Source organism: Cognatiluteimonas lumbrici, from assembly GCF_006476065.1.
In the GTDB taxonomy this organism is placed as follows: domain Bacteria; phylum Pseudomonadota; class Gammaproteobacteria; order Xanthomonadales; family Xanthomonadaceae; genus Cognatiluteimonas; species Cognatiluteimonas lumbrici.
This window is the reverse complement of the sequence record NZ_ML636798.1, coordinates 2239395-2261314: the sequence shown is the minus strand read 5'-3', so window position 1 is coordinate 2261314 and position 21920 is coordinate 2239395. Positions and strand designations below refer to the sequence as shown.

Genomic DNA, 21920 nt, shown 5'->3' with positions numbered 1-21920 from the left:
CGGTTCTTCCCCTGCCTCGCGCGATCAGGCCGGCAGCTTGAAGTCGGCGACCGAGCGACGCAGGTCCGCGGCCAGCTGCGCGAGGTTTCCGATCGACTGTGCGGTCTGGCTCGCGCCCTGCGAGGTCTGCGCGGTGATCGACTGGATCGTGTTCATCGCCTGGGTGATGTTGGTCGCCGCCGCGGTCTGCTGCTGCGCGGCGTTGGAGATGCCCTGGATGAGGTCGGCGAGGTTGGTCGACACGTTTTCGATCTCGCCCAGCGCGGTACCGGCGTCCTCGGCCAGTCGCGCGCCCGCCACCACTTCCGAGGTCGTCTGTTCCATCGAGCTGACCGCTTCGTTGGTGTCGGCCTGAATCGTCTGCACCAGCGACTCGATCCGCTTGGTCGCGTTCGAGGAGCGTTCGGCGAGGCGCTGCACTTCGTCCGCCACCACCGCGAAGCCGCGGCCCGCCTCGCCCGCCGATGCCGCCTGGATGGCCGCGTTCAGCGCGAGGATGTTGGTCTGTTCCGAGATGTCGTTGATCAGTTCCACGATCGAGCCGATTTCCTGCGAGGACTCGCCGAGGCGCTTGATGCGCTTCGAGGTCTCCTGGATCTGGTCGCGGATGTTGTCCATGCCCTGGATCGTCTGGCGCACGACGCCGGCGCCGTTGGTCGCGATCTGCACCGAGCGCTGCGCCACTTCCGCGGACTCGGCGGAGTTGCGCGACACCTGGTTGATGCTCGCCGCGATCTCGTTGATCCGGTCCGAGGCCGAGTTGATCTCGGTGGCCTGGTGCTCCGCGGCCTCGGCCAGGTGCATGGCGGTGGCCTGCGTTTCCTGCGCGCTGGACGCCACCTGCACCGAAGTGTCGGTGATCGTCTGCACCAGGCTGCGGAGCTGCTCGACCGCGAAGTTGATCGAGTCCGCGATCGCGCCGGTCATGTCCTCGGTCACCGTCGCCTTCACCGTCAGGTCGCCTTCCGCGAGCGAGCCCATCTCGTCCAGCAGGCGCATGATCGCCTCCTGGTTGCGGTTGTTGAGCTCCATCGTGGTCTCGTAACGCTTGCGGTTCGCGCGGTTGATGCTGACCACCACCATCAGCAGCGAGAACAGCGCCAGCGCGCCGGATACGATCGACACCCACACGCCGCCGATGATCGAGGTGTCCTTCAGCGAACCGAACGCGGTCAGCGCGCCGAACAGGGTCTCGCTGTCGGACAGCAGCTTGTCCGAGCCGGCGGCGATGGAGTCCGCCGCGGCCTGTGCGCGGAACAGGTTCTCGGAGCTGCCGAGGATCGCGTCCAGGTCCTCGCGCATCTCGTTCCACAGCGCGCTGGCCTGGTTGAGCGAGGCCACCGCGGCCGGCGCATTGACCTTCTGCGCCTCGCCGGTGCCGCCTTCGCGGAAGCCGTCCAGCACCTGGCTGAACACGCCGGCGTCGCGCGCCAGCGCGTCGCCCGCGATCTGCGCGCCGGGACCACCGGCCTGGATCTCGGCGACGCGGCGCGCCATGGTCGCCGCGAGGATGCCCTCGCGCACCGCCAGGTAGACCTGCGAGGAGGCCGACCCGCTGGCCAGCATCGCGCGCACCACCTCGTCCATCTGCGCCTGCAGCTGCGGCACCTTCTGCACGAAGCTGTTGGCGTTGCCGGCCAGGCCGGTCACCGCCTCTTCCGACGCGATCACCGCCTCGGCGCTCTTCGACAGCGGCAGCCAGGTGGTGGTCACGGTCTCGATCGGGCCGGAGACGCCCGGCTGGTCGCCGAAGCGCTCGTTGAGCAGGCGCACGTCGTCGACGATCTGCTGGCGCGTCTCGCGGAACTGGGCGAACGCCTGCGCGTCGCCGCCGACCGCGTCGCGACCCTGGTTGGCGAGCCGCTGCGAGTTCACCTGCAGGTTCGAGGCCGCGGAACTGGCACCGCCCAGGCGCTGCGCCTTGGTGATCGAGTACGCGGTGTTGGCGCCGAACACCAGCAGCGACAGGACCAGCAGTCCCAGCCAGATGTTGGTGCCGACGTTGCGGCCCTTGCCGGAGGTGTCGATTACAGTGCTCATGGTGCGGCCTCGGTCGTCGTTGCGTGCGCGGCTCAGGCCGCGGCTTGTCGGAATTCGGGGGTACGGGCCAGCTTCTGCAGGCTGAAGACGCTCCACACGTCCTCGCCCAACCGGTACATGGCCTCAATGAAATGGGCGTAGCGTCCCTGCGCGGCTTCGGCCTCCTGCAGCCGGTGCTCCTCGTGGAAGCTGCGCTGGCCGTACAGCTCGTCGATGGTGATCGCGACGTCGCCGCCGGGCTGGCGCACGATCAGCACGCGCTGGCCCTCATGCAGCACGGTGCGCTCGCCCTCGAGGAACTGCTTGAGGTCCACGATCGGCAGCAGGTTGCCGCGGATGTTGGCCACGCCGAGCATCCACGGCTGCGCGCCGGGAACCGGCGTCACCTGCGGCATCGGCAGGATCTCGGCCACCTCGTCGAAGCCGGCCGCCAGGCGCTTGCCGCCGATGCGGAAGCCGACGCCGCGCCACAGGCCGGGCGCGTCGAGCTGCTCGGGCAGGCCAGCCACGTGCACGAGGCTGCGCCGCTCGTAGTCGGCGAGGATCTCGTAGGGGCTGCGCACCCTGGCCATCACGCGCCGACGAGCTCGTTGATCCGGGCCACCAGCGCGCCTTCGTCCGGCGGCTTCACGATGTAGTCGCGCGCGCCCTGGCGCAGGCCCCAGGCGCGGTCCGTTTCCATGCTCTTGGTGCTCACGATCAGCACCGGGATGTCGCGGGTCAGGCCGTCGCGCGACAGCGCGCGGGTGGCCTGGAAGCCGTTCATGCCCGGCAGCACCACGTCCATCAGCACCAGGTCCGGCAGCTCGCGCTTGCAGACCTCGATGCCGTCCTCGGCGCTGCCCGAGGTCAGCACCTGGTGTCCGTTGCGTTCCAGCAGTTGGGTGAGCACCGCCGTGTCGGTCGGCGAGTCCTCGATCAGGAGAATGCGTGCCATGGTTGCCCTACCCCCCCGGTCAGGCGTTGACGTGCTTGCGGATCGCGTCGAGGAGTTCCTCGCGCGTGAAAGGCTTGGTGACGTACTGCTCGGAGCCCACGATGCGGCCGCGCGCCTTGTCGAACAGGCCGTCCCTGGACGACAGCATGATCACCGGCGTGGACTTGAACAGCTGGTTGTTCTTGATCAGCGCACAGGTCTGGTACCCGTCCAGGCGCGGCATCATGATGTCCACGAAGATGATCTGCGGCTGCTGGTCGGCGATCTTGGCCAGCGCCTCGAACCCGTCCGTCGCCGTGACCACGTCCGCGCCCTCCCGCTTGAGCAGCGTCTCGGCGGTGCGCCGGATCGTCTTGGAATCATCGATCACCATCACACGGAGGCCATCGAGGCTCCCGGCGCGGTTGTCGTCTGGCGTCATCTGTACTCCCCATGCGCGGCGCTCGTGAAAGCCGGCGCCACTGCGAAGCACCTATATCCCAGCCCTCGCCGGAAGTGTCAAGTTTTCGTTGTCCGGAGTGCGCCCGGCGACACGTTGCCGGGCCGGTCCGGGCGCGGGCCGCCTGCTACCATGCCAGAACCCCGTCCGGACCCGCCGCATGGTGCTCGACATCGTCGTCGTGATGGACCCGATCGGGTCCATCCACATCGCCAAGGATTCCACGTTCGCGATGCTGCTGGAGGGCGCCCGTCGCGGCCACCGGCTGCACTACGTGCGCCCGGGCGGGCTGTGCGTGCGCGACGGCGTGGCGATGGCCGGCATGGCCCCGCTGCAGGTCCGCGACGATCCGGCCGGGTGGTTCGAGCTCGGCGCCTTCACGCAGCGCGCGTTCGGCCCCGGGCAGGTGGTGCTGATGCGCAGCGACCCGCCCGTGGACAGCGAGTACATCCACGACACCCAGGTGCTGGGGATGGCCCAGGCCGCCGGCGCCCTCGTGGTCAACGATCCGCAGGGGCTGCGCGACTACAACGAGAAGCTGGCGGCGCTGCTGTTCCCGGAGTGCTGCCCGCCGACGCTGGTCAGCCGCGACCCGGCCGCGCTCAAGGCCTTCGTCGCCGAGCACGGCGAGGCGGTGCTCAAGCCGCTCGACGGCATGGGCGGGCGCTCGATCTTCCGCGCCGCCGCCGGCGACGCCAACCTCAACGTCATCCTGGAAACCCTGGTCGGCGGTGGCCGCATGGCCATGGCGCAGCGCTGGCTGCCCGAAATCTCGGAAGGCGACAAGCGCATCCTGCTGGTGGACGGCGTGCCCGTGGACTACTGCCTGGCACGGATCCCGCAGGGCGACGAGTTCCGCGGCAACCTCGCCGCCGGGGGCCGCGGCGAGGGACGGCCGCTGAGCGAGCGCGACCGCTGGATCGCCGCCCGGGTGGCGCCGGAGATGAAGGCCCGCGGCATGCTGTTCGTCGGGCTGGACGTGATCGGCGACTGGCTCACCGAGGTCAACGTCACCAGCCCCACCTGCATTCGCGAACTCGACGCGCAGTTCGGCCTCAATATCGCCGGCATGCTGTTCGACGCGATCGAGGCGCGCGCGGCGGCGCGATGAACGCTCGGGTCGTGGCTGCCCCGCGGGTCGGCGAGCGCGAGCGGCTCGGCGCGACGCTGGTGCTGTCGCTGCTGGTGCACGGGCTGCTGATCCTCGGGGTCGGCTTCGCGATCGAGTCGGCGGCGCCGGTGATGCCGACGCTGGACGTGATCCTGACCCAGTCGCGCACCGAGCTGAGCCCGGAACAGGCCGACTTCCTGGCCCAGGCCGCCAACCGCGGCGGCGGCGAGGACGAGATCGCCCGCCGGCCGCGCGAGGACCAGGTCGGCGACGCCGCCAAGGCCGAGCGCGGACTGGCACCGCGCGAGCTGCGGGCACAGGCGCCCGAGGCGCAGCCCCGGCCGCGACCGCGCGTGGTGACCAGCACCGCCGGCCGGGAGCCGGTCGCGGACGCCCGCCGCACGCAGGAGGCGCAGCCCCTGCCCCGCCCCCACGGCGAACTGCCGGTGCCGCGGGACATCGCCATGGCCCGCCTGGCCGCGGAGATCGACCGCAGCTCGCGCCTGTACGCCCGCCGGCCGACGCGCAAGTTCGTGTCCGCCAGCACCCGCGAGTACGCCTGGGCCGGCTACCTGCGCGACTGGGTGGACCGGGTCGAGCGGGTCGGCAACCTGAACTACCCGAGCGAGGCGCGGGCGCGCAGGATGGAGGGCATCGTGGTCATCAACGTCGGCGTGCGCCGCGACGGCAGCATGGAATCGGCGACCATCGTGCATTCCAGCGGCGTCCCGCTGCTGGACTCCGCCGCGCTCCGGATCGCGCGCCTGGCCGAACCGTATCCGCCGCTGCCGCGCACCGAGGAGGACCCGGACATCCTCAACATCGTCCGCACGTGGCACTTCATGCCCGGCGGGCAACTGGAAGACCGATGAAACTGCTTGCATTCGAAACCTCCACCGAAGCCTGTTCGGTGGCGCTGTGGCTGGACGGCGAGGTCCGCGAGCGGCACGAACTCGCGCCGCGACGCCACGCCGAGCTCGCCCTGCCCTGGGCCGAGGCGCTGCTCGCCGAGGCCGGGATGGCCAAGTCCGCGCTCGACGCGATCGCCGTCGGCCGCGGCCCCGGCGCCTTCACCGGCGTGCGCCTGGGCATCGCCCTGGCCCAGGGCATAGCGCTGGCGCTCGACCGGCCGGTGGTCCCGGTCTCCACCCTGCTGGCGCTGGCGGCGCCGGTCGCCGGCGACCGCGTGATCGCGGCGATCGATGCGCGCATGGGCGAGGTCTACCTCGGCGCGTTCCTGCGCGACGACGGGATGCTGGTCGGACTGCAACCGGAGGCCGTCGGCGACCCGGGCACGATCACGCTGCCCGAGGGCGACGGCTGGCACGGCGCCGGAACCGGCTTTGCCGCCGGCGACGGCGCCCTGCGCACGCGCCTGGGCGAGCGCCTGGTCGCCGCCGACGCGACCGCGCTGCCGCGGGCAGCCGACGTCGCCAGGCTCGGCGTGTCCCTGTTCGAGCGCGAAGCCGTGCCGCCGGAACGGCTGGAGCCGGCCTACCTGCGCGACAACGTCGCGCTCACCCTGGCAGAGCAGCAGGCGCGAAGAACGCCGTGATCTCGTCGAGGTCGCGGGTACGCGGGAACGGCGGCAGCGACTCGAGGAAGGTGCGGCCGTAGCTGCGGCCGGTGAGGCGCGGATCGCACAGCACCAGCACGCCGCGGTCGCGCTCGCTGCGGATCAGCCGGCCGACCCCCTGCTTGAGCGCGATCACCGCCTGCGGCAGTTGCTCGTCGCGGAACGGATTGCCGCCGGCGCGCCGCACCGCCTGCAGCCTCGCCTCGAACACGGGATCGTCCGGCGCCGCGAACGGCAGCTTGTCCACCACCACCACGCTTAGCGCCTCGCCGACCACGTCCACGCCCTCGCGGAAGCTGGCCGCGCCCAGCAGCACGCCGTTGCCGGACGCGCGGAACTGCTGCAGCAGTTGCACGCGCGGGGCGTCGCCCTGCACGAACAACGGCCACGGTCCGCCGCGCAGCAGCGCGGCCGCCTCGCGCAGCGCGCGGTGCGAGGCGAACAGCACGAATGCGCGCCCGCCCGAGGCCTCCAGCACCGGCCGCACGGCGGCGACCACGGCCGCGGTGTAGTCGCGCGACATCGGCTCCGGCAAGCGCGGCGGCAGGTAGCACAGCGCCTGCGCGTTCCAGTCGAAGGGGCTCGGTTCGAGCAGCGTCTCCGGCGCGTCCAGCCCGAGGCGCTGCGCGTAGTGCTCGAAGCGGCCCTCGACCGCCAGCGTCGCCGAGGTGAACACCCAGGCGGCGCGCGACTCCTCGCGATGCCGGCGCAAGGGTCCGGACACGTCCAGCGGCGTGCGCTGCAGGCGGAAGCCGCGGCGGGTGAGCTCGTACCAGCGCACGCTGTCGCGCTCGCCTTCGTGCGGGCCGGTGTCCGGCTCGCCTGCCACCCACCGCTCGAGCCGCCCCGCCGCGTCCACCGCCCGCGCGTGGCAGGCATCCAGCCCCGGCGAGGATTCGCGCAACGGCTGCAGCGCCGTCGCCAGCCCGGCGAGCGCCGCGGACAGCGCGTCGAAGGCCTCGGCGACGCCGGGCGCTTCCAGCGCGCGCTCGCCGGTCCCGCGCACCGGCAGCACGTCCATCGCGGCGCGCAGCGCGCGCACCGCGTGTTCCAGCGCCTGCGCCGGCGCCTGCAGCAGCGCCAGCGCCGAAGCCACGTCGCCGGCCTCGCGCAGGGTGTCGCGCGCCAGCTCGACCAGCGCGCGCGCGCCGCTGCCCTCGCCGAAGAACTGCGCCGCCAGCTCCGGCAGCTGGTGCGCCTCGTCGACCACGAAGGCCTGCGCGCCCGGCAGGATTTCGCCGAAGCCTTCCTGCCTGAGCGCCAGGTCGGCGAGCAACAGGTGGTGGTTGACCACCACCAGGTCCGCCGCCTGCGCGCGCTGTCGCGCCTGCACCACGAAGCAGTCGTCCCAGAACGGGCAGTCGCTGCCGAGGCAGTTGTCGGCGGTGCTGGTCACCAGCGGCAGCAGCGGAGAGTCCTCGGCCAGGCCTTCGACCTCGGCCATGTCGCCCATGCGCGTACGCCCCGACCAGGCCACGATGCGCTCGAACTGCGCCGCGAGCGCACGGCTGGCGAACGCGGCCTCGCCGCGCGCCTGCTCGGTGCGGTAGCGGCACAGGTAGTTGGCGCGTCCCTTGAGCAGCGCGGTCTTCAGGCCGACGCCGAGTGCGTCGCGGACGCGCGGCAGGTCGCGATGGTAGAGCTGGTCCTGGAGCGCACGCGTGCCGGTGGAGACGATCGTCTTCAGGCCCGAGAGCAGCGCCGGCACGAGGTAGGCGTAGGTCTTGCCGGTGCCGGTGCCGGCCTCGGCGAGCAGCACGCCGCGGCCTTCGAACGCCGCGGCCACCGCACCGGCGAAGCGTTGCTGCGACGGTCGCGGCACGAACGCCGGGATCGCCTCCGCCAGCGCCCCGCCCGCGCCGAGCGCGGCGACGCTGCGGTCCTGCAGTGCCGTCATCGGTTGCGCACGCCGCCGCCCGCGGCGGTCATCGCGGCGAGGGCGGCGGCGGTTCCGCCGGCGGCGGGGGCGGCACCCGCCGCGCGGGGTCGAGCTCGCGTCCGCGCCCGCCGCCGAAGAGACGCTCCCAGAACCCCGGTTCGTCGGCCTCGTCCGCGGGCGCACCCTGGTCGTAGTAGGGATCGGACTCGTAGCGATAGCAGGGCTGGTACGGCAGCGTGAATCCGGCCACGAAGGCGAAGCGGCGCGCGCCCGGGCAGTCCGGATCGGTGCCGTGCGAGCCTTCGACCCACTCCCAGTCGAGGCCGTCGTCGCTCACCTGCAGCGGGGCGCTCGGCAGCCGCGCGAAGATGGACGACCACACGCGCATGGCGCCGGTGGCGCCGTACAGGCCGGTCGGCTCGTTCTGGTCGTTGCCGACCCAGACCACCGCCAGGTGGTCCCCGGTCCAGCCGGCGAACCAGCTGTCGCGGCTGTCGTTGCTGGTGCCGGTCTTGCCGGCGGCATTGAGGTGGCCGAGGCCATCGGCGACCAGCCGGCGCCCGGTGCCGTTGGTGACCGCGTGCTGCAACGCGATCGTGACCAGCCGCGCGGCGATCGCGTCGCCCTCCTGGGCGGGCGCCGGCGTGGTGTCGTAGCGCTTGACCACCTTGCCGTCCTGGTCGATCACCCCGCGCACTGCATGCAGCGGCTGGACCTCGCCGCCCGAGGCGAGGAACTGGTAGAGCTGGGCCATGGCGTAGGGGCTCTGGTCCAGCGCGCCCAGGATCAGCGACGGGTTCGCCTTCGCATCGACCCCGGACAGCGTGCGCAGCAGGTCGGCCACGCGCTCGGGCCCGACCTCCATGCCCAGCCGCACCGTGGCCTGGTTGTAGGAATGGGCCAGCGCGTCCATCAGGCGCACGCTGCCGTGGCTCCTGCCGTCGGAGTTGCCGGGCGTCCAGCGCTTGCCGGTGTCCAGGGTCACGGTGACCGGGCTGTCGTCGAGCCAGCTCGCCAGCGACCAGCGGCCCGGCTGCGCCAGCGCCAGCAGGTAGACGAAGGGCTTGATCACCGAACCCACCGGGCGCCGCGCCTCGATCGCGCGGTTGAAGCCGTGGCGCGCGAACTCGCGGCTGCCCACCACCGCCCGCACGGCACCGTCGTGGACGTCGGTCACCACCAGCCCGGCCTGCAGCGGCGGTCTTTTCTCGGTGTCCAGGGCTTTGAGGGTGCCGGCGACCGCGCCTTCGGCGTAGGCCTGCGCCGAGGGCGACATCGCCGTCATCACGCTCAGGCCGGCGCCCTGCAGGGCACCGGCGGGATAGTCGCGCGCGAGCTGGCGCCGGACCAGGTCGACGTAGGCCGGGAAACGGTTGGCCGAGGTACTGCCCGGGGCATCGGTGATGCCGAGCGGGGCCGCCTTGGCCTGTTCCAGTTCCTCGGCCGAGATCAGCCCGGTCTCGTGGAACTTCTCCAGCGCGAAGTTGCGGCGGCCGGTGGCGGCCTCCGGGTTGCGCCGCGGGTCGTAGGCCGACGGCCCCTTCACCATGCCGATCAGCAGCGCGATCTGCGCCGTGTTGAGGTCGCGCAGGTCGCGGCCGAACCAGTACTCGGCGCCCGCGGCCATGCCGCGGATCTCCTGGTTGCCGCGCTGGCCCAGGTAGACCTGGTTCATGTAGGTCTCGAGGATCGTGCGCTTGTCGTAGTGCGACTCGATCAGCAGCGCGTACAGGATCTCGTTGAACTTGCGGGTCGCGGTCTGTTCCTGGCCGATCCCGAGCAGGCCGCTGCGCGCCAGCTGCTGGGTCAGCGTGCTGCCGCCCTGCAGCGTCTCGCCGCCCGACTTCACGGTGACGAACAGCGCGCGCGCCATGCCGCTGAGGTCGATGCCGTGGTGGTCCGCGAAGTCGCGGTCCTCGACCGCCTGCAGGCCGGTGACGAGCAGTTCCGGGACGTCGTCGATCTGCACCAGGCGGCGCTCTTCCTGCTTCTGCCCGTACAGGGTCGCGATGCGCGCGGGATCGAGCACCGCCGAACGGATCGCCTGGTCGCGGGCGAGGTCGCGCAGCTCGGCGACCTTGCCGCCGGCGATGACCACCTGGATGCGGCTGGGCCCCACCTTGCCGCCGACGTCCTGGAACCCGCGGCTGGCGATGCGCCAGCGCCGGCCCTCGTGCTGGTAGGTGCCGGGGCGGACGCCGGCGCCGTCGTCGCGGTAGGAGGCGGCGTCCAGCTCGGTCTTGAGCGTGGCCGCGTCCAGGGCCATGCCCGGGACCAGGGTCAGCGGCCGCGCGTAGACGCGGGTCGGCAGTTGCCACTGCAATTGGCCGAAACGCTCCACCACCTGGTGGTTCAGGTAGATCGTGTAGGGGATCAGGAAGCCCAGTACCAGCGCCGCCGCCACCAGGCCCCAGGTCAACAGGCGCCTGCGCCAGTCGCCGCGCCGTTCGCCTGTGTTCTGCCTGCGGGGCCTGCGGGTGTCGTCTTCGATGCGCGGCATGTTCTTGTGGGGGTCCTGCCTGCGCGGCAGGCGTGCGGATGCGACAATGGCACGGCGTGCCGGAAGCGCCGAGTCTAGCGCAGCCGACTCCGGACGCCGGGCAGGCGCCCGCCCTCAGTCAGCCGGAGTTGCGTTGCGAATGTCGTGGTGGTCACTGGCCGATGCGCGGTTCCTGCTAGAGCGCGCGCTCGGCCTCGCCCGTCGCGGCGCGATGAGCCTGCGCAGCCGTGGCCTGGGCGCGAGCCTGCAACGCGCGCGCCAGGCCCTGCGCCCGCCGCCGCGGGAGTTCACGCCGGCGCTGCGCTTCCCCGGGGGCGACGCCGCGCCCGCCGCCGTGCCCGCCTCGGGCGCGCCCCGCGCCAGCCTGGTCATCCCGGTGCACGGCCAGCTCGCGCACACCCTCGGTTGCCTGCGCGCGCTCGCGGCCTGGCCGCCGGCGATCCCGGTCGAGGTGATCGTCGTGGACGACGCATCCACCGACGACACCCCGCGCGTGCTGCCGGGGATCGCCGGCCTGCGCTACCACCGCCGCGCCGCCAACGGCGGCTTCATCGCCGCCTGCAACGACGGTGCCGCGCTCGCCACCGGCGACTTCCTGGTCTTCCTCAACAACGACACCGTGCCGCAGCCGGGTTGGCTGGAGGCGCTGCTGGACACCTTCGACCGGGAACCGGGCACCGGCCTGGCCGGCGCGCAGCTGCTGTACCCGGACGGGCGCCTGCAGGAAGCCGGCGGCGTGGTGTTCGCCGACGGCAGCGCGTGGAACTACGGTCGCTTCGCCTCGCCCGCGGATCCGCGCCACGCGTACCTGCGCGACGCGGACTATGTGTCCGCCGCGGCGGTCGCGATCCCGCGCGTGCTGTTCCGGGAACTCGGCGGCTTCGACCCGCGCTACGCCCCCGCCTACTACGAGGACACCGACCTCGCCTTCCAGGTGCGCGCCGCCGGCAGGCGCGTCGTGTACCAGCCGGCCGCGCGCGTGGTCCACGACGAGGGCACGACCGCGGGCACCGATACCGGCAGCGGCACCAAGGCCTTCCAGGTGCGCAACAAGGCGACGTTCGCGGCGCGATGGCAGGACGCGCTCGCGACCGCGCTGCCCGCCGGCACCGTGCCGACGCCCGCGCTGGTCAACCGCGACCGCCGGCAGGTGCTGGTCATCGACGCGCTCACCCCGCAGCCGGACCACGATTCCGGCTCGCTGCGGCTGGTGAACCTGATGCGCCTGCTGCGCGAGGAAGGCGCGCACGTGGTGTTCCTGCCCGCGAACCGCGAGCACGCGGGGCAGTACACGGAGGCCCTGCAGCGGGCCGGGGTGGAAGCGTGGTACGCGCCGTTCGCGCAGCGCGCACCGGGGTGGCTGCGCGAGCACGGCCGCCGCTTCCACAGCGTGCTCGCCTGCCGCCATTACGTCGCGCGCGAGTTCATCCCGCTGCTGCGTCGGCACGCGCCGCAGGCGCGGGTCGTGTTCGACACCATCGACCTGCACTACCTGCGCGAACGGCGCGCGGCCGAGCTCGCCGGCGACCCCGCGCGCCTGCGCAGCGCGACGCGCACGCGCGCGCTGGAACTGGACGCGATCGCGCGCGCCGACACCACGCTAGTGGTGAGCGAGGCCGAGCGGGAACTGCTTTCACGCGACGCGCCGCGCGCGAACGTCGAGGTGCTCACCAACCTGCACGAGGTCGCCGGACCCGGCCTGCCCTACGAGGCGCGCCGGGACCTGGTGTTCGTCGGCGGGTTCCGCCATCCCCCGAACGTGGACGCGGTGACCTGGTTCGTGGAGGAGGTGTTCCCCCGGGTGCGCGAACGCCTGCCGACGGTGCGCTTCCACTGCATCGGCAGCAACGTGGTCGCCGCGGTGCAGGCGCTGGCGGCGGTGCCGGGCGTGGTGGTGCACGGCCACGTGCCCGACATCACCCCGTTCATGGACGGCTGCAGGATCGCGCTCGCGCCGCTGCGCTACGGCGCCGGGGTCAAGGGCAAGGTCAACCTGAGCATGGCCCACGGGCAGCCGGTGGTCGCGACCCATGCCGCCGTGGAAGGCATGCACCTGCGCGACGGCGAGGACGTGCTGGTGGCCGCCGACGCCACCGCCTTCGCCGACGCGGTCGTGCGCCTGTACGAGGACCGTGAGCTGTGGCAGCGCCTGGCGCAGGGCGGCATGGACAACGTCGCCCGCCACTTCTCGCTCGATGCCGCGCGCGACACCGTGCGCCGCGTCCTCCTGTAGGAGCGCCGCTCCTACAGGCGCCGCGGTCCCCGTCGCCCGAACGGTGGCTGCCCGCGCCAGTGGCGGATCAGCAGCCAGCCGAACAGCATGCCGCCCAGGTGCGCGAAGTGCGCCACGCCCGGCTGCCAGCCGGTGAATCCCAGCAGCAGTTCGATCGCGCCGTACACGATCACCAGCGTGCGCGCCGTCATCGGGATCGGCGGGAACAGCAGCATGACCCGGTGGTGCGGGAACAGCATGCCGTAGGCCAGCAACAGCCCGAACACGCCGCCGGAGGCGCCGACGGTCGGATACGGCAGGCCGCCCTGGTGCGCCGCCCACGAGGCCACCACCAGCTGGCACAGGCCGGCGCCGGCCACGCACGCGAAGTAGTAGGTCAGGAAGCGGCGGTTGCCCCAGGTGTATTCCAGCGGCGCGCCGAACATCAGCAGCGCCAGCATGTTGAAACCGACATGCGGGAAGCTGCCGTGCAGGAACGAATAGGTGACCAGCTGCCACGGCATGAACTGCGGGATCTGGGAGAACGGCCCGGCGTCCACCAGCGGCCACAGCATGAAGCCGTAGAACGCCGGGTTGCCGAGCAGCAGCTGCAGCACGAACACGACGCCGTTGGCGACCAGCAGCGCCTTGGTGACCGGGGGGAGGTTCGAGAACATGCGGCCATGATACCGGCCGCGCCGCAATGTCCCGTCAGCGCAGGCCCCAGAGCTCGGCATCGAGGTCGAGTTCGCGCCGCGGCATGCGGACCCGGCCCTTCTCGACCCGCACGCCCTCGGCCCGCAGCCGCCGGGACTGTTCCAGGTGTCCTTCCGAGCCTTCCGGGAAGGCGATGCGGCCATCCGAGCGCAGCACGCGGTGCCAGGGCAGGTCGGGGTCCGTGTTCGAGCCCAGCACCCGGGCAGCGAGCCGCGCCCGGCCCGGGAGCCCCGCGCGCCGCGCGACCTCGCCATAACCGGCGACCTGCCCGCGCGGGATCGCGCGCACGGCGGCAAGGATGCGTTCGGCCGATGTCCGCGTGTCGCGCGCCATGGCCACAGGATACGGCGGACGCGCGCGCCGGGCCGGCTCAGGCCCAGCCGGCGAACTCGAACAGCCGATAGATCCCGTAGGCGGCGCCGCCGGCCGCGGGGATGGTGAGGATCCAGGCCCAGATGATGCGTTCGATCACCGTCATCTTCAGCGCGCGCGGGTTCTTGGCGAAGCCCACGCCCATGATCGCGGTGGAGATGCTGTGCGTGGTCGAGACCGGCATGCCGAAGTGCGCCGCGGTCACCAGGATGGTGGCCGAGGCCGATTCCGCGGCGAAGCCGTCGATCGGGTGCAGCTTCACCATCTTGTGGCCGAGCGTCTTGATGATGCGCCAGCCGCCGGCCGCGGTGCCGGCCGCCATCACCAGCGCGCAGGTGGCGATGATCCAGCTGTCGATGTCGCTCTCGCCGCCGTCCGGGTGCAGGAAATCGAGCCACGCGGGCACGTTGTCGAGCGCGCCGTTGGCCTGCGCGGCGAAGATCGTGAGCGCGATGATGCCCATCGTCTTCTGCGCGTCGTTTGTGCCGTGCGCGTAACCCATGTAGGCGGCCGAGACGAGCTGTGCCTTGCCGAAGAAGGCGTTGACCCAACGCGGGCGCGCGAGCCGCGACAGCACGGTCCCGGACCGCGACACCAGCGCGATCAGGCCGTAGAGCACCGCCAGCAGGACCACGCCCAGGGTGAAGCCGGCGATCGGCGAGCTGATCATGGGCACCAGCACCTTCCACAGCAGGCCGCCGTTCTTGGTCCAGCCGCCCAGGTCCTGCGACCAGATCAGCGAGTTCCAGTCGTTGTGCGCGGCCGAGAGCGCGGCGCCGCACAGGCCGCCGATCAGCGCGTGCGAGGACGAGGACGGCAGGCCCAGCCACCAGGTGATCAGGTTCCAGGTGATGCCGCCCGCCAGCGCGCACAGCAGCACCTGCGCGGTGACGTTCACCACCTCGGTGTCCACCAGCCCGGAGGCGATGGTCTTGGCCACCGCGGTGCCCATGAAGGCCCCGATGAGGTTCATGGTCGCGGCCAGCATCACCGCGTGCCCCGGCGACAGCACCTTGGTCGCCACCACCGTGGCGATCGAGTTCGCGGTGTCGTGGAAACCGTTGATGAACTCGAACACCAGGGCGGCGAACACCACCACCAGGGTCAGGGCCAGCATCGCATCCATACGGCGCGGCCTAGCTGTTCTTCAGCGCGATTTCGTAGGCGACCACGCCGGCCTCGCGGCAGCGGTCGATCGCCTTCTCGAGGATCTCGAAGAACTCCTTGAGCAGGAACATCTCCTTGGCGTCGAGGTCCCCGGAATAGATGTCGCGGTACAGCTCCAGGATCAGGCGGTCGGCTTCGTTCTCGATGACCCGCAGCTTGTCGTTGAGCGGCTTCATCGTGTCCATGCGCAGGCGCGGCAGCTCGCGGATCATCTCCACCACCACGCCGGCTGCCTTCTCCAGCATGGCCGCGCGCGGCGCGAAGTCCACGCCCTCCAGGTGGTGCTGGGCCAGCACGTAGCGGTCGGCGAAGCGCTCGATCTGCTTGGGGATCTTGTACAGGGCCGAGCCCAGTGCCTCGATGTCCTCGCGCTCGATCGGGGTGATGAAGCTGTCCACCAGGGCCTGGCTGATCTGGTTGGAGGCGACCCGCTCGCGCTCGCGCGCCAGCTTGAAGGCGTCCAGGGCGTGGACCTGGTCGCTCTTGCGCATCATTTCGTGCAGGGCCCTGGCGGCGTCGAGGGCGGCCTCGGCCTGTTCGTTCAGGAGGCCGTAGAACTGCTTGCCCTGGCCGAAAATCGTCTGCAGCGAGAACATGGGGCGCGCTTCCGTGTCGTAAACGTGGCGATGATATGACCGGTTTGTGACGGTTTCGTGTCAGCGGCGGCTGCTATCATCCGGCCGCGGGTCCGGCCCGCCCTGGACCCCCAAGCGTGCTGCAGCTCCTCATCGTCTTCGCCCTCATCGTCCTCAACGCCTTCTTCGCGCTGTCGGAGATGGCGGTGATGACCTCGCGCAAGAGCCGCCTGAGGCAGATGGCCGAGCACAGCGCCGGCGCGCGCAAGGCGCTGCAGCTGGCCGAACAGCCCGATAACCTGCTGTCCACGGTGCAGATCGGCATCACCCTGATCGGCGTGCTGACCGGCCTGGTCGGCGGCGAGGCCATCGGCCAGGCCATCGGCGCCTGGCTGGAGGGGGTCTGGCCCAACGCCCGCGACTACGCCGCCGGCATCGGCATCGGCACCGCGGTCGGGCTGATCACCGCGGCGCAGGTGATCTTCGGCGAACTGATCCCCAAGCGCCTGGCCCTGACCGACGCCGAGCGGATCGCCTGCAAGGTGGCGCTGCCGCTGGACTGGCTGTCGCGGATGGCGAAGCCGGCGGTGCTGGGGCTGGGCGCGATCAACCGCGCGGTGCTGCGCCTGCTCGGGATCCGCGACGACGCCCGCAACGCCATCACCGAGGAGGAGATCCGGCTGCTGGTGAGCGAGAGCCACGAACAGGGCGTGATCGACGCCGACGAGCGCAACATGATGCAGCGGGTCATGCGCCTGGGCGACCGCACCGTGGACAGCCTGATGACGCCGCGCACGCGCATCGCCTGGCTGGACGCGGCCGCCGACTTCGAGGAGAACCTGGCGGTGATGCGCGAGACGCCCTACTCGCGCTACCCGGTGTACCGCAACGACGACTCCGAGGTGCTCGGCGTGCTCGAGGTGAAGTCGCTGCTCGAGCGCCTGGACCAGCGCGAGCCGGAACTGTTCCGGGAGCTGCGGCCGGCGGTGTTCGTGTCCGAATCCACGCACGCGCTCAAGCTGCTGGAGATCTTCCGCGAGGAGCAGCAGTCGCTGGCGCTGGTGGTGGACGAGTACGGCGACGTCAGCGGCATGGTCACGCTCAACGACCTGATGGGCGCGGTGATCGGCCGGGTGCAGTCCGGCGAAGGCCACGATGCCGAAGCGCTGGTGGTGGAGCGCGAGGACGGGTCGCTGCTGGTGGACGGCTCGCTGCCGGTGGACGACCTGCGCGAGCTGCTGGGCGGCGGCCTGCTGCCCGGCGAGGACGAGCACGACTACCACACCGCCGCGGGCATGACGATCGCCTGGTTCGGGCGCATCCCGCACCCGGCCGAGCACTTCGAATGGAACGGCTGGTGCGTCGAGGTGGTGGACCTCGACGGGCCGCGCATCGACAAGCTGCTGCTGCGCCGCGCGGCCGCCATCGCGGCGCCCGGCGATGCCGGCGGCCATGCCTGAGCGCGGCCTGCGCCGGCTGCTGGACGGATTCCGCCCAGGGGACCCGGCCGAGCTGCTGACCCTCGAGCTCCTGGTCGGCGGGCTGGGCCGGCGCGCGTTCGGGATGCTGCTGTTCGTCGCGATCCTGCCGGCCTTCATCCCGATCCCGGTCGGCGGCGCGGTCAGCGGCCCGCTGGTGATCCTGATCGGACTGCAGCTGTTGGCCGGCCGGCGCCGCCCGTGGCTGCCGCGGTTCATTGCGCGGCGCGGCCCGCACCGGCGCACCCTGGTGCGCTTCGACGACCGCATCTCGCCCTGGCTGGCACGGCTCGAGCGTGTGGTGCGTCCGCGCATGGGCCGGGTGCTGCTGCACCCGCTGGCCACCGTGTTCACCGGGCTGCTGCTGATCTTCCTGGGCCTGCTGCTGTCGCTGCCGATCCCGCTGACCAACTACCTGTTCGGCGCGCTGCTGCTGCTGTTCGCGCTGGCGATGCTCGAGCGCGACGGCGCGTTGATGCTGGTGGCGTGGGCCTTCGGGGGAATCACGGTCGCCGTGTTCGGCGTCCTGAGCGGCGAGTTCGCGGCCATCGCGGCCCGCGGCATCGACCTGGTGGTGTGACAAGAAAAACCCGGCCACGGGGGCCGGGTGTTTCCAAAGGCGAAGTGCCAAGAACAGGTCTACCCAACTGCCCGCCGTAGCGGCGCGCTTCCATGCTTCTTGTTGTCCAGGCGCTTCATTCCATGGCGCCTGTGGGTACCTTCGGCGAGACCCCCGCACCGACGGCGCGCCGCCCGTGCGATTGGGCACAACATGACGACACCTGCACCTTACTTCGCGGTTTTTCGCGGTGTCAAACGGAAGTTCGCGTGTAAACGATTACCCGGAACCGGCCCGGATCACCAGCACTCCTCGACGCTGGCCGTGCCGCTCTCGGTCTTGACTCCCAGGTTGTCCAGGGTGAGCGTGCCGCAGCGGGTGTCCGCGGAGAGCTGCGCGTTGATCGGCGTGGCCTGCAGCGTGTAGCTGTCCGCGTCGGGGGCGCCGCTGAAGCCGAAGTTGTAATACTCCGACTGTTCGGCGGCGCAGCCGAGCGCGGGGAAGGCGCCGACTGCGTAGGTCATGTTGATCGTGTAGGAGCGCTCCATGAACTGCGCCGCTTCCATCAGGCAGGCCGCGGCGGAGCCGCGACGCGTCTTGACCGCCGAGGAGCGGTAGCTGGTGACCGCAATGGCGGTAACGATGGCCAGGGTCGCGATCACGATCATCAGTTCGATGAGGGTGAACCCCGACTGCCGGCCCGTGCTGCGCGGCTGGATGGTCCTTGCCATGGTCAGTCCTCCACGATCTCGCGCCAGGACACTCGGCGAGCGCCGACGCCCTGCGGGTTGATGGTCACCGAGGCGATCTGGCCGGTCGAACCGCCCACCACCAGCAGCTTGTCGATGATCGTCGGCCGGGTCGGCATGCCCACGCCCGGGTCGTAGGAACCAGCCGCGACCTGGACTTCCTTGCCGTCGACGATCACGGTGACCAGGTCCTTGGTGTCCACCTTGCCGTCGCCGTTGGTGTCGAAGAACGGTTCCTTGGCGCTGGTGCCGGTGAATGCATCCAGTGCGTTGATGTAGCCCGTGCCGCCGGCGTCGCAGGTGCTCTGGCCCTGCGGCGGGATGATGCTGGACGCGATCAACACCGTTCCCAGCACCCGCAGGCCGCTGACGATGCGCTCGCCCTTGGTCGGATCGTCGAAGTCGACGAACCAGCCCTTCTTGCCGTCCTCCAGCGGGCTCTTGTTGGGCGTGAAGGCCCGGACCTTCTTGTCCGTGCTGACATAGATGATGTCGCGCCGGGCGAGGTCGCCGTTCTGGGTCGGGGAAGTCCGCCCCTTCACTTCGCCGTCGTCGATGATGCCGTACAGGCTCTGCACCTCGACGGTGGTCAGGTCGCCCTCGCTGATGAAGCGGCCGGTGCCGGCGAATACCCACACGTCGCGGGTGTCCGGATTGCGGGCCAGCGCGAGGCCGGCGGTGATCGGCTGCGGCGTGTTGGCGTCGTCGCGCGCCTGGAACATGGGCTTGCCCGAGTTGGCCACCTTCCAGTCGCCGCTGCTCGAACCGGACAGGTCGAACTTCCACAGGTTGCCCTTCAGGTCGCCGGCGTAGATGTAGTCCACGCGCCCGTCGCCGTTGTCGTCCCAGCCGCGCGGCGCGAACAGGCCGTTGGCCCCGGCCGCCCCGGCCTCGATCTCGGCGATCTCGGCGCCGGTCGCCAGGTTCAGGATGAACAGCGTGGCGCTTCCGTCGGGGCTGTTGATGCCATTGCCGACCACCACCGCCTTGGTCTTGGCGGCGTCGTTCAGCGTGACGATCAGCGGCTCGCCCAGGACCATGCCCATGTCGTTGTCGTTGCGGAACTCCCACAGCACCTTGCTGGCATCGAAGTTCTTGGGGTCCGTCACGTCCAGGCCGAACACGCCGCGGCCGCCGCGGCCGAGCGAGCCCACCAGGTAGTTCTTGCCCGGGGTCTGCGACTTGGCCGACACCGTGATCGGGCCGTCCACGAAGTACTTGTGGGTGTAGTACGGGTCGCTGAGCGTCGCGAGGTCGGACAGGCTGATCCCGCCGGGCACGTAGGCGAACAGTTCGGCACCGCTGGCCGCGTCGAAGGCGTGCAGCATGCCGTCGTTGGCGCCGACGAAGATCGTCCCGCTGTCGGTCACGTAGATCGGGGACGAGTTGACGATGTCCCCCAGGACCGTGCTGCGGTTGCGCAGCACGCCGTCCTTCTTGGCCAGCTCCTTCGACTGGTCGCCGGCGATGTAGGCCGCGTTGGCCGCGCCCGAAACACCCGAGAAGGGGCGTTCGCTCACGTCCAGCGCGCTCACCTGCGCGCTGGTCGGGAAGCTGGCGCCGCCGGTGCCGTTCCAGGTCAGGACCTTGCGCTTGCCGTAGGCGGGGATGCCGGTCGAGGCGATCCAGGCCGGGGTCGTCTCGACGCCGGCGCTGGTGGCCCTGTAGGACGCGAGTTCGCCGATCCAGCTGCCGGAGGTGTACTTGGCCTGGTAGACGCGGGTGTCGGTATTGAACGAGGTGCTGTTGGCGGTGACGTTGGAGGCCGAGCCGGGGCGCTTGGCGATCGTCGTCAACGCCTCGAGCAGGCCGCGCACGAACTTCTCGGGGTTGGTCGCCGCCACGAACGTGCCGCGGCTGTTGACGGCCGCGTGCAACAGGTCGTCGATGCGGTCCGAATCCTCCTTGTCGGTCGGATCCGGCCACTTGACGGTGCCGTCCTCGAAATCCTTCAGCGGCGTGTCCGGGTCGATGCTGCCCTGCAGGCCGATGGAGATGCCGAACGTGACCATGTGTTGCCAGAACGCCGGGTCCTCGGCCGAGGTCGGGACGTCGTTCTCCAGGTCGGTGCGCAGGTCCCGCTTCCAGTAGTGCATCGCGATGTCGGCGAGGGTGCTGGAATGGCTGTCCTTGTACGGCAGCTTGGGTTCGTAGCGGTAACGATCGCGGTTGCCCGCCGCATCGGCTGGCGTGTAGATCCAGCTCCCGTACTCGTTGTCGACGTTGCCGAGGTTGTCCGACGTCGACTTGTTGTTCCAGTAGCCGTCGGTGGTCAGGATCGAGAAGTTCAGCCGGCAGCTCACCACGGAATCGCCCTCCGACTTCCACGGCGCGTCCGACTCGAAGTAGTTGCCGGCGCGCCGCAACGCGCTGTGCAGCGGCGTGCCGTTGTAGCCCTGCGCCGCGTGCAGGAAGTCGAACCAGACCTGCCGGTTCTGGCTGCCCTTCTCGAACAGGCCGCCGTTGACGTTGGTCGGGATCGGGTGCACCGGCCCGCCCGACAGGTCGGGGCCATTGGTCTTGACCCCGCGGTCGCGGTTCCAGATGGTGTCGAAGCCGATCCGGTAGTTGTCGCCGAGCTGGCTGAAGGCCTCGCTCGCCGCCGCCTTGGCGGTCTTCATGCGGGTCCGGTGGTAGGAGTACCAGATGGCGTAGTTCTTGCGCTCGGCGGCCGCGTCGCGCCCGGTCGGGGTGGCGGCGGTCGTCTTTTGCTGGATGCCCTGCACCAGCAGGGTCACGTTGCGGTAGTCGCTGCGACGGTAGACCGTGACCTGGTACGTGCCGGACGGGTTGTTGATCTGGCAGCGGGTGTTGTTGCTGCAGATCTCGACCCATTGCCCCCGCCAGTTGCGCTCGTAGACCTCGATGTCGGGGTTGCCGGTGCCGTCCATGACCTCCGCCACGAGGGTCTGGGTGCCCGAAGGCACGGTCACCTCGTACTCGTGGATGCGCCGGCTGTTGCCGGTGTTGGTCAGGCCGGTCTTCTTCAGCAACTCGGTGACGGAGGTTTCCAGCCGCACCACGGACAGGTCGGTCCGGATCTCGTAGCGGTCGAACTGGTTGGGATCGTCGAGGTCGGTGGCGCCGGCCTTCGGAACGAAGAACAGCTGGGTGCCGCCACAGACACGGATGTTGCTGCCGTTCTCGTCCACGTACTCGCAGCTGTTGCCCTTCGACAGGTCGATGGTGTCGCCGGCGGCGTGGTTCAGGCTCGGGTAGACGGCGGTGTAGCTGTCGCCGCCGGTCATCCGGGTTCCGTCGGCCTTCCTCCAGGTCTCGTAGTCGGTGTTCGGGTTGTAGTAGAGCGTGTTGTGGACGTACGAACGGTCGTAGATCGTGTCGTTCATGTCCCGGTCGTACTTGTCGCGGGGCATGGTCTGGAACACCATGGACCCGGAGTCGTCCAGGATGAACATGATGTTGGGCGCCGGGTAAGGCGTACCCGACTGCAGCGGCACGGCGGGAATCAGCACGTCGTTCGTGGCTGCCCCGGCAGGGCCCGCCGCCAGCGTGGCCAGGCAGGCGAGCAGCATCACGCGGAAGCGGGAACCGCCCGCTGCCCAACGCGCCGCACGCCGATCGAGCTTCCGCTTGTTCCGGGTATCCATC

Annotated in this window: 18 protein-coding genes; 6 read left to right on the top strand and 12 right to left on the bottom strand. The window is 70.8% G+C overall.

Annotated elements, in window-relative coordinates:
* Positions 1–24: 24 nt before the first annotated feature.
* Genes E4F25_RS10935 through pilG form a run of 4 tightly spaced genes read right to left on the bottom strand, consistent with a single transcriptional unit; the run spans position 25 to position 3398 of the window.
* Entirely contained in the window at positions 25–2040 is a 2016-nt protein-coding gene (locus tag E4F25_RS10935; RefSeq protein WP_140910161.1) for a methyl-accepting chemotaxis protein, read from the bottom strand.
* A gap of 32 nt (positions 2041–2072) precedes the next feature.
* On the bottom strand, positions 2073–2603 hold the full coding sequence (locus tag E4F25_RS10930) for a chemotaxis protein CheW (protein ID WP_140910429.1): 531 nt from the start codon (positions 2601–2603) through the stop codon (positions 2073–2075).
* A gap of 8 nt (positions 2604–2611) precedes the next feature.
* On the bottom strand, positions 2612–2977 hold the full coding sequence (locus E4F25_RS10925; protein ID WP_140910160.1) for a response regulator: 366 nt from the start codon (positions 2975–2977) through the stop codon (positions 2612–2614).
* A 19-nt stretch (positions 2978–2996) separates the two neighbouring features.
* On the bottom strand, positions 2997–3398 hold the full coding sequence (pilG, locus tag E4F25_RS10920) for a twitching motility response regulator PilG (RefSeq protein ID WP_140910159.1): 402 nt from the start codon (positions 3396–3398) through the stop codon (positions 2997–2999).
* A 178-nt stretch (positions 3399–3576) separates the two neighbouring features.
* Here pilG and gshB point away from each other — a divergent pair, with 178 nt between their 5' ends.
* The 3 genes from gshB to tsaB are packed head-to-tail and all read left to right on the top strand — an operon-like array spanning position 3577 to position 6082.
* A complete protein-coding gene (gene gshB, locus E4F25_RS10915; protein ID WP_140910158.1) occupies positions 3577–4527 on the top strand; it encodes a glutathione synthase in 951 nt (316 codons plus the stop codon).
* Positions 4524–5399 carry an energy transducer TonB gene (locus E4F25_RS10910; RefSeq protein WP_140910157.1) on the top strand — a complete coding sequence of 292 codons (876 nt, stop codon included), beginning with the start codon at positions 4524–4526 and terminating at the stop codon, positions 5397–5399. The genes gshB and E4F25_RS10910 overlap by 4 nt, the downstream gene beginning before the upstream one ends.
* Positions 5396–6082 carry a tRNA (adenosine(37)-N6)-threonylcarbamoyltransferase complex dimerization subunit type 1 TsaB gene (gene tsaB, locus E4F25_RS10905; RefSeq protein ID WP_140910156.1) on the top strand — a complete coding sequence of 229 codons (687 nt, stop codon included), beginning with the start codon at positions 5396–5398 and terminating at the stop codon, positions 6080–6082. Before E4F25_RS10910 ends, tsaB begins: the two co-directional genes overlap by 4 nt.
* Here the strand turns inward: tsaB and E4F25_RS10900 are convergent.
* Both E4F25_RS10900 and mrcB read right to left on the bottom strand, forming a co-directional pair.
* Positions 6045–8000, bottom strand: a complete 1956-nt coding sequence (locus tag E4F25_RS10900) for a DNA repair helicase YoaA (protein WP_140910155.1) — start codon at positions 7998–8000, stop codon at positions 6045–6047. The genes tsaB and E4F25_RS10900 overlap by 38 nt on opposite strands.
* Positions 8001–8028: 28 nt before the next feature.
* Positions 8029–10482: a penicillin-binding protein 1B gene (gene mrcB, locus E4F25_RS10895; protein ID WP_140910154.1), complete on the bottom strand. Its 2454-nt coding sequence runs from the start codon at positions 10480–10482 to the stop codon at positions 8029–8031.
* Positions 10483–10621: 139 nt separating this feature from the next.
* Between mrcB and E4F25_RS10890 the strand changes: the two genes are divergently transcribed.
* Entirely contained in the window at positions 10622–12715 is a 2094-nt protein-coding gene (locus tag E4F25_RS10890) for a glycosyltransferase (RefSeq protein WP_140910153.1), read from the top strand.
* An 11-nt stretch (positions 12716–12726) separates the two neighbouring features.
* On the opposite strand, the gene E4F25_RS10885 is transcribed toward E4F25_RS10890, so the two are convergent.
* The 4 genes from E4F25_RS10885 to E4F25_RS10870 are packed head-to-tail and all read right to left on the bottom strand — an operon-like array spanning position 12727 to position 15546.
* Positions 12727–13371 (bottom strand): rhomboid family intramembrane serine protease, encoded by a 645-nt coding sequence (locus tag E4F25_RS10885; RefSeq protein WP_140910152.1) that lies wholly within the window; start codon positions 13369–13371, stop codon positions 12727–12729.
* Between the two features lie 34 nt (positions 13372–13405).
* Complete coding sequence (locus tag E4F25_RS10880; RefSeq protein ID WP_140910151.1) at positions 13406–13744, bottom strand: MGMT family protein; 339 nt, start codon at positions 13742–13744, stop codon at positions 13406–13408.
* Between the two features lie 37 nt (positions 13745–13781).
* Complete coding sequence (locus E4F25_RS10875) at positions 13782–14900, bottom strand: inorganic phosphate transporter (RefSeq protein ID WP_140910428.1); 1119 nt, start codon at positions 14898–14900, stop codon at positions 13782–13784.
* 19 nt (positions 14901–14919) lie between these two features.
* Positions 14920–15546: a DUF47 domain-containing protein gene (locus tag E4F25_RS10870; protein WP_140910150.1), complete on the bottom strand. Its 627-nt coding sequence runs from the start codon at positions 15544–15546 to the stop codon at positions 14920–14922.
* A gap of 116 nt (positions 15547–15662) precedes the next feature.
* Between E4F25_RS10870 and E4F25_RS10865 the strand changes: the two genes are divergently transcribed.
* A complete protein-coding gene (locus E4F25_RS10865; protein WP_140910149.1) occupies positions 15663–16985 on the top strand; it encodes a hemolysin family protein in 1323 nt (440 codons plus the stop codon).
* Positions 16978–17583 carry an exopolysaccharide biosynthesis protein gene (locus E4F25_RS10860; RefSeq protein WP_246069862.1) on the top strand — a complete coding sequence of 202 codons (606 nt, stop codon included), beginning with the start codon at positions 16978–16980 and terminating at the stop codon, positions 17581–17583. The genes E4F25_RS10865 and E4F25_RS10860 overlap by 8 nt, the downstream gene beginning before the upstream one ends.
* Positions 17584–17861: 278 nt before the next feature.
* Here E4F25_RS10860 and E4F25_RS10855 read toward each other — a convergent pair whose 3' ends face one another.
* Together E4F25_RS10855 and E4F25_RS10850 are read right to left on the bottom strand one after the other, a co-directional pair.
* Positions 17862–18293 (bottom strand): type IV pilin protein, encoded by a 432-nt coding sequence (locus E4F25_RS10855; RefSeq protein ID WP_140910147.1) that lies wholly within the window; start codon positions 18291–18293, stop codon positions 17862–17864.
* 2 nt (positions 18294–18295) lie between these two features.
* Complete coding sequence (locus E4F25_RS10850; RefSeq protein WP_246069861.1) at positions 18296–21919, bottom strand: pilus assembly protein; 3624 nt, start codon at positions 21917–21919, stop codon at positions 18296–18298.
* Position 21920 lies beyond the last annotated feature (1 nt).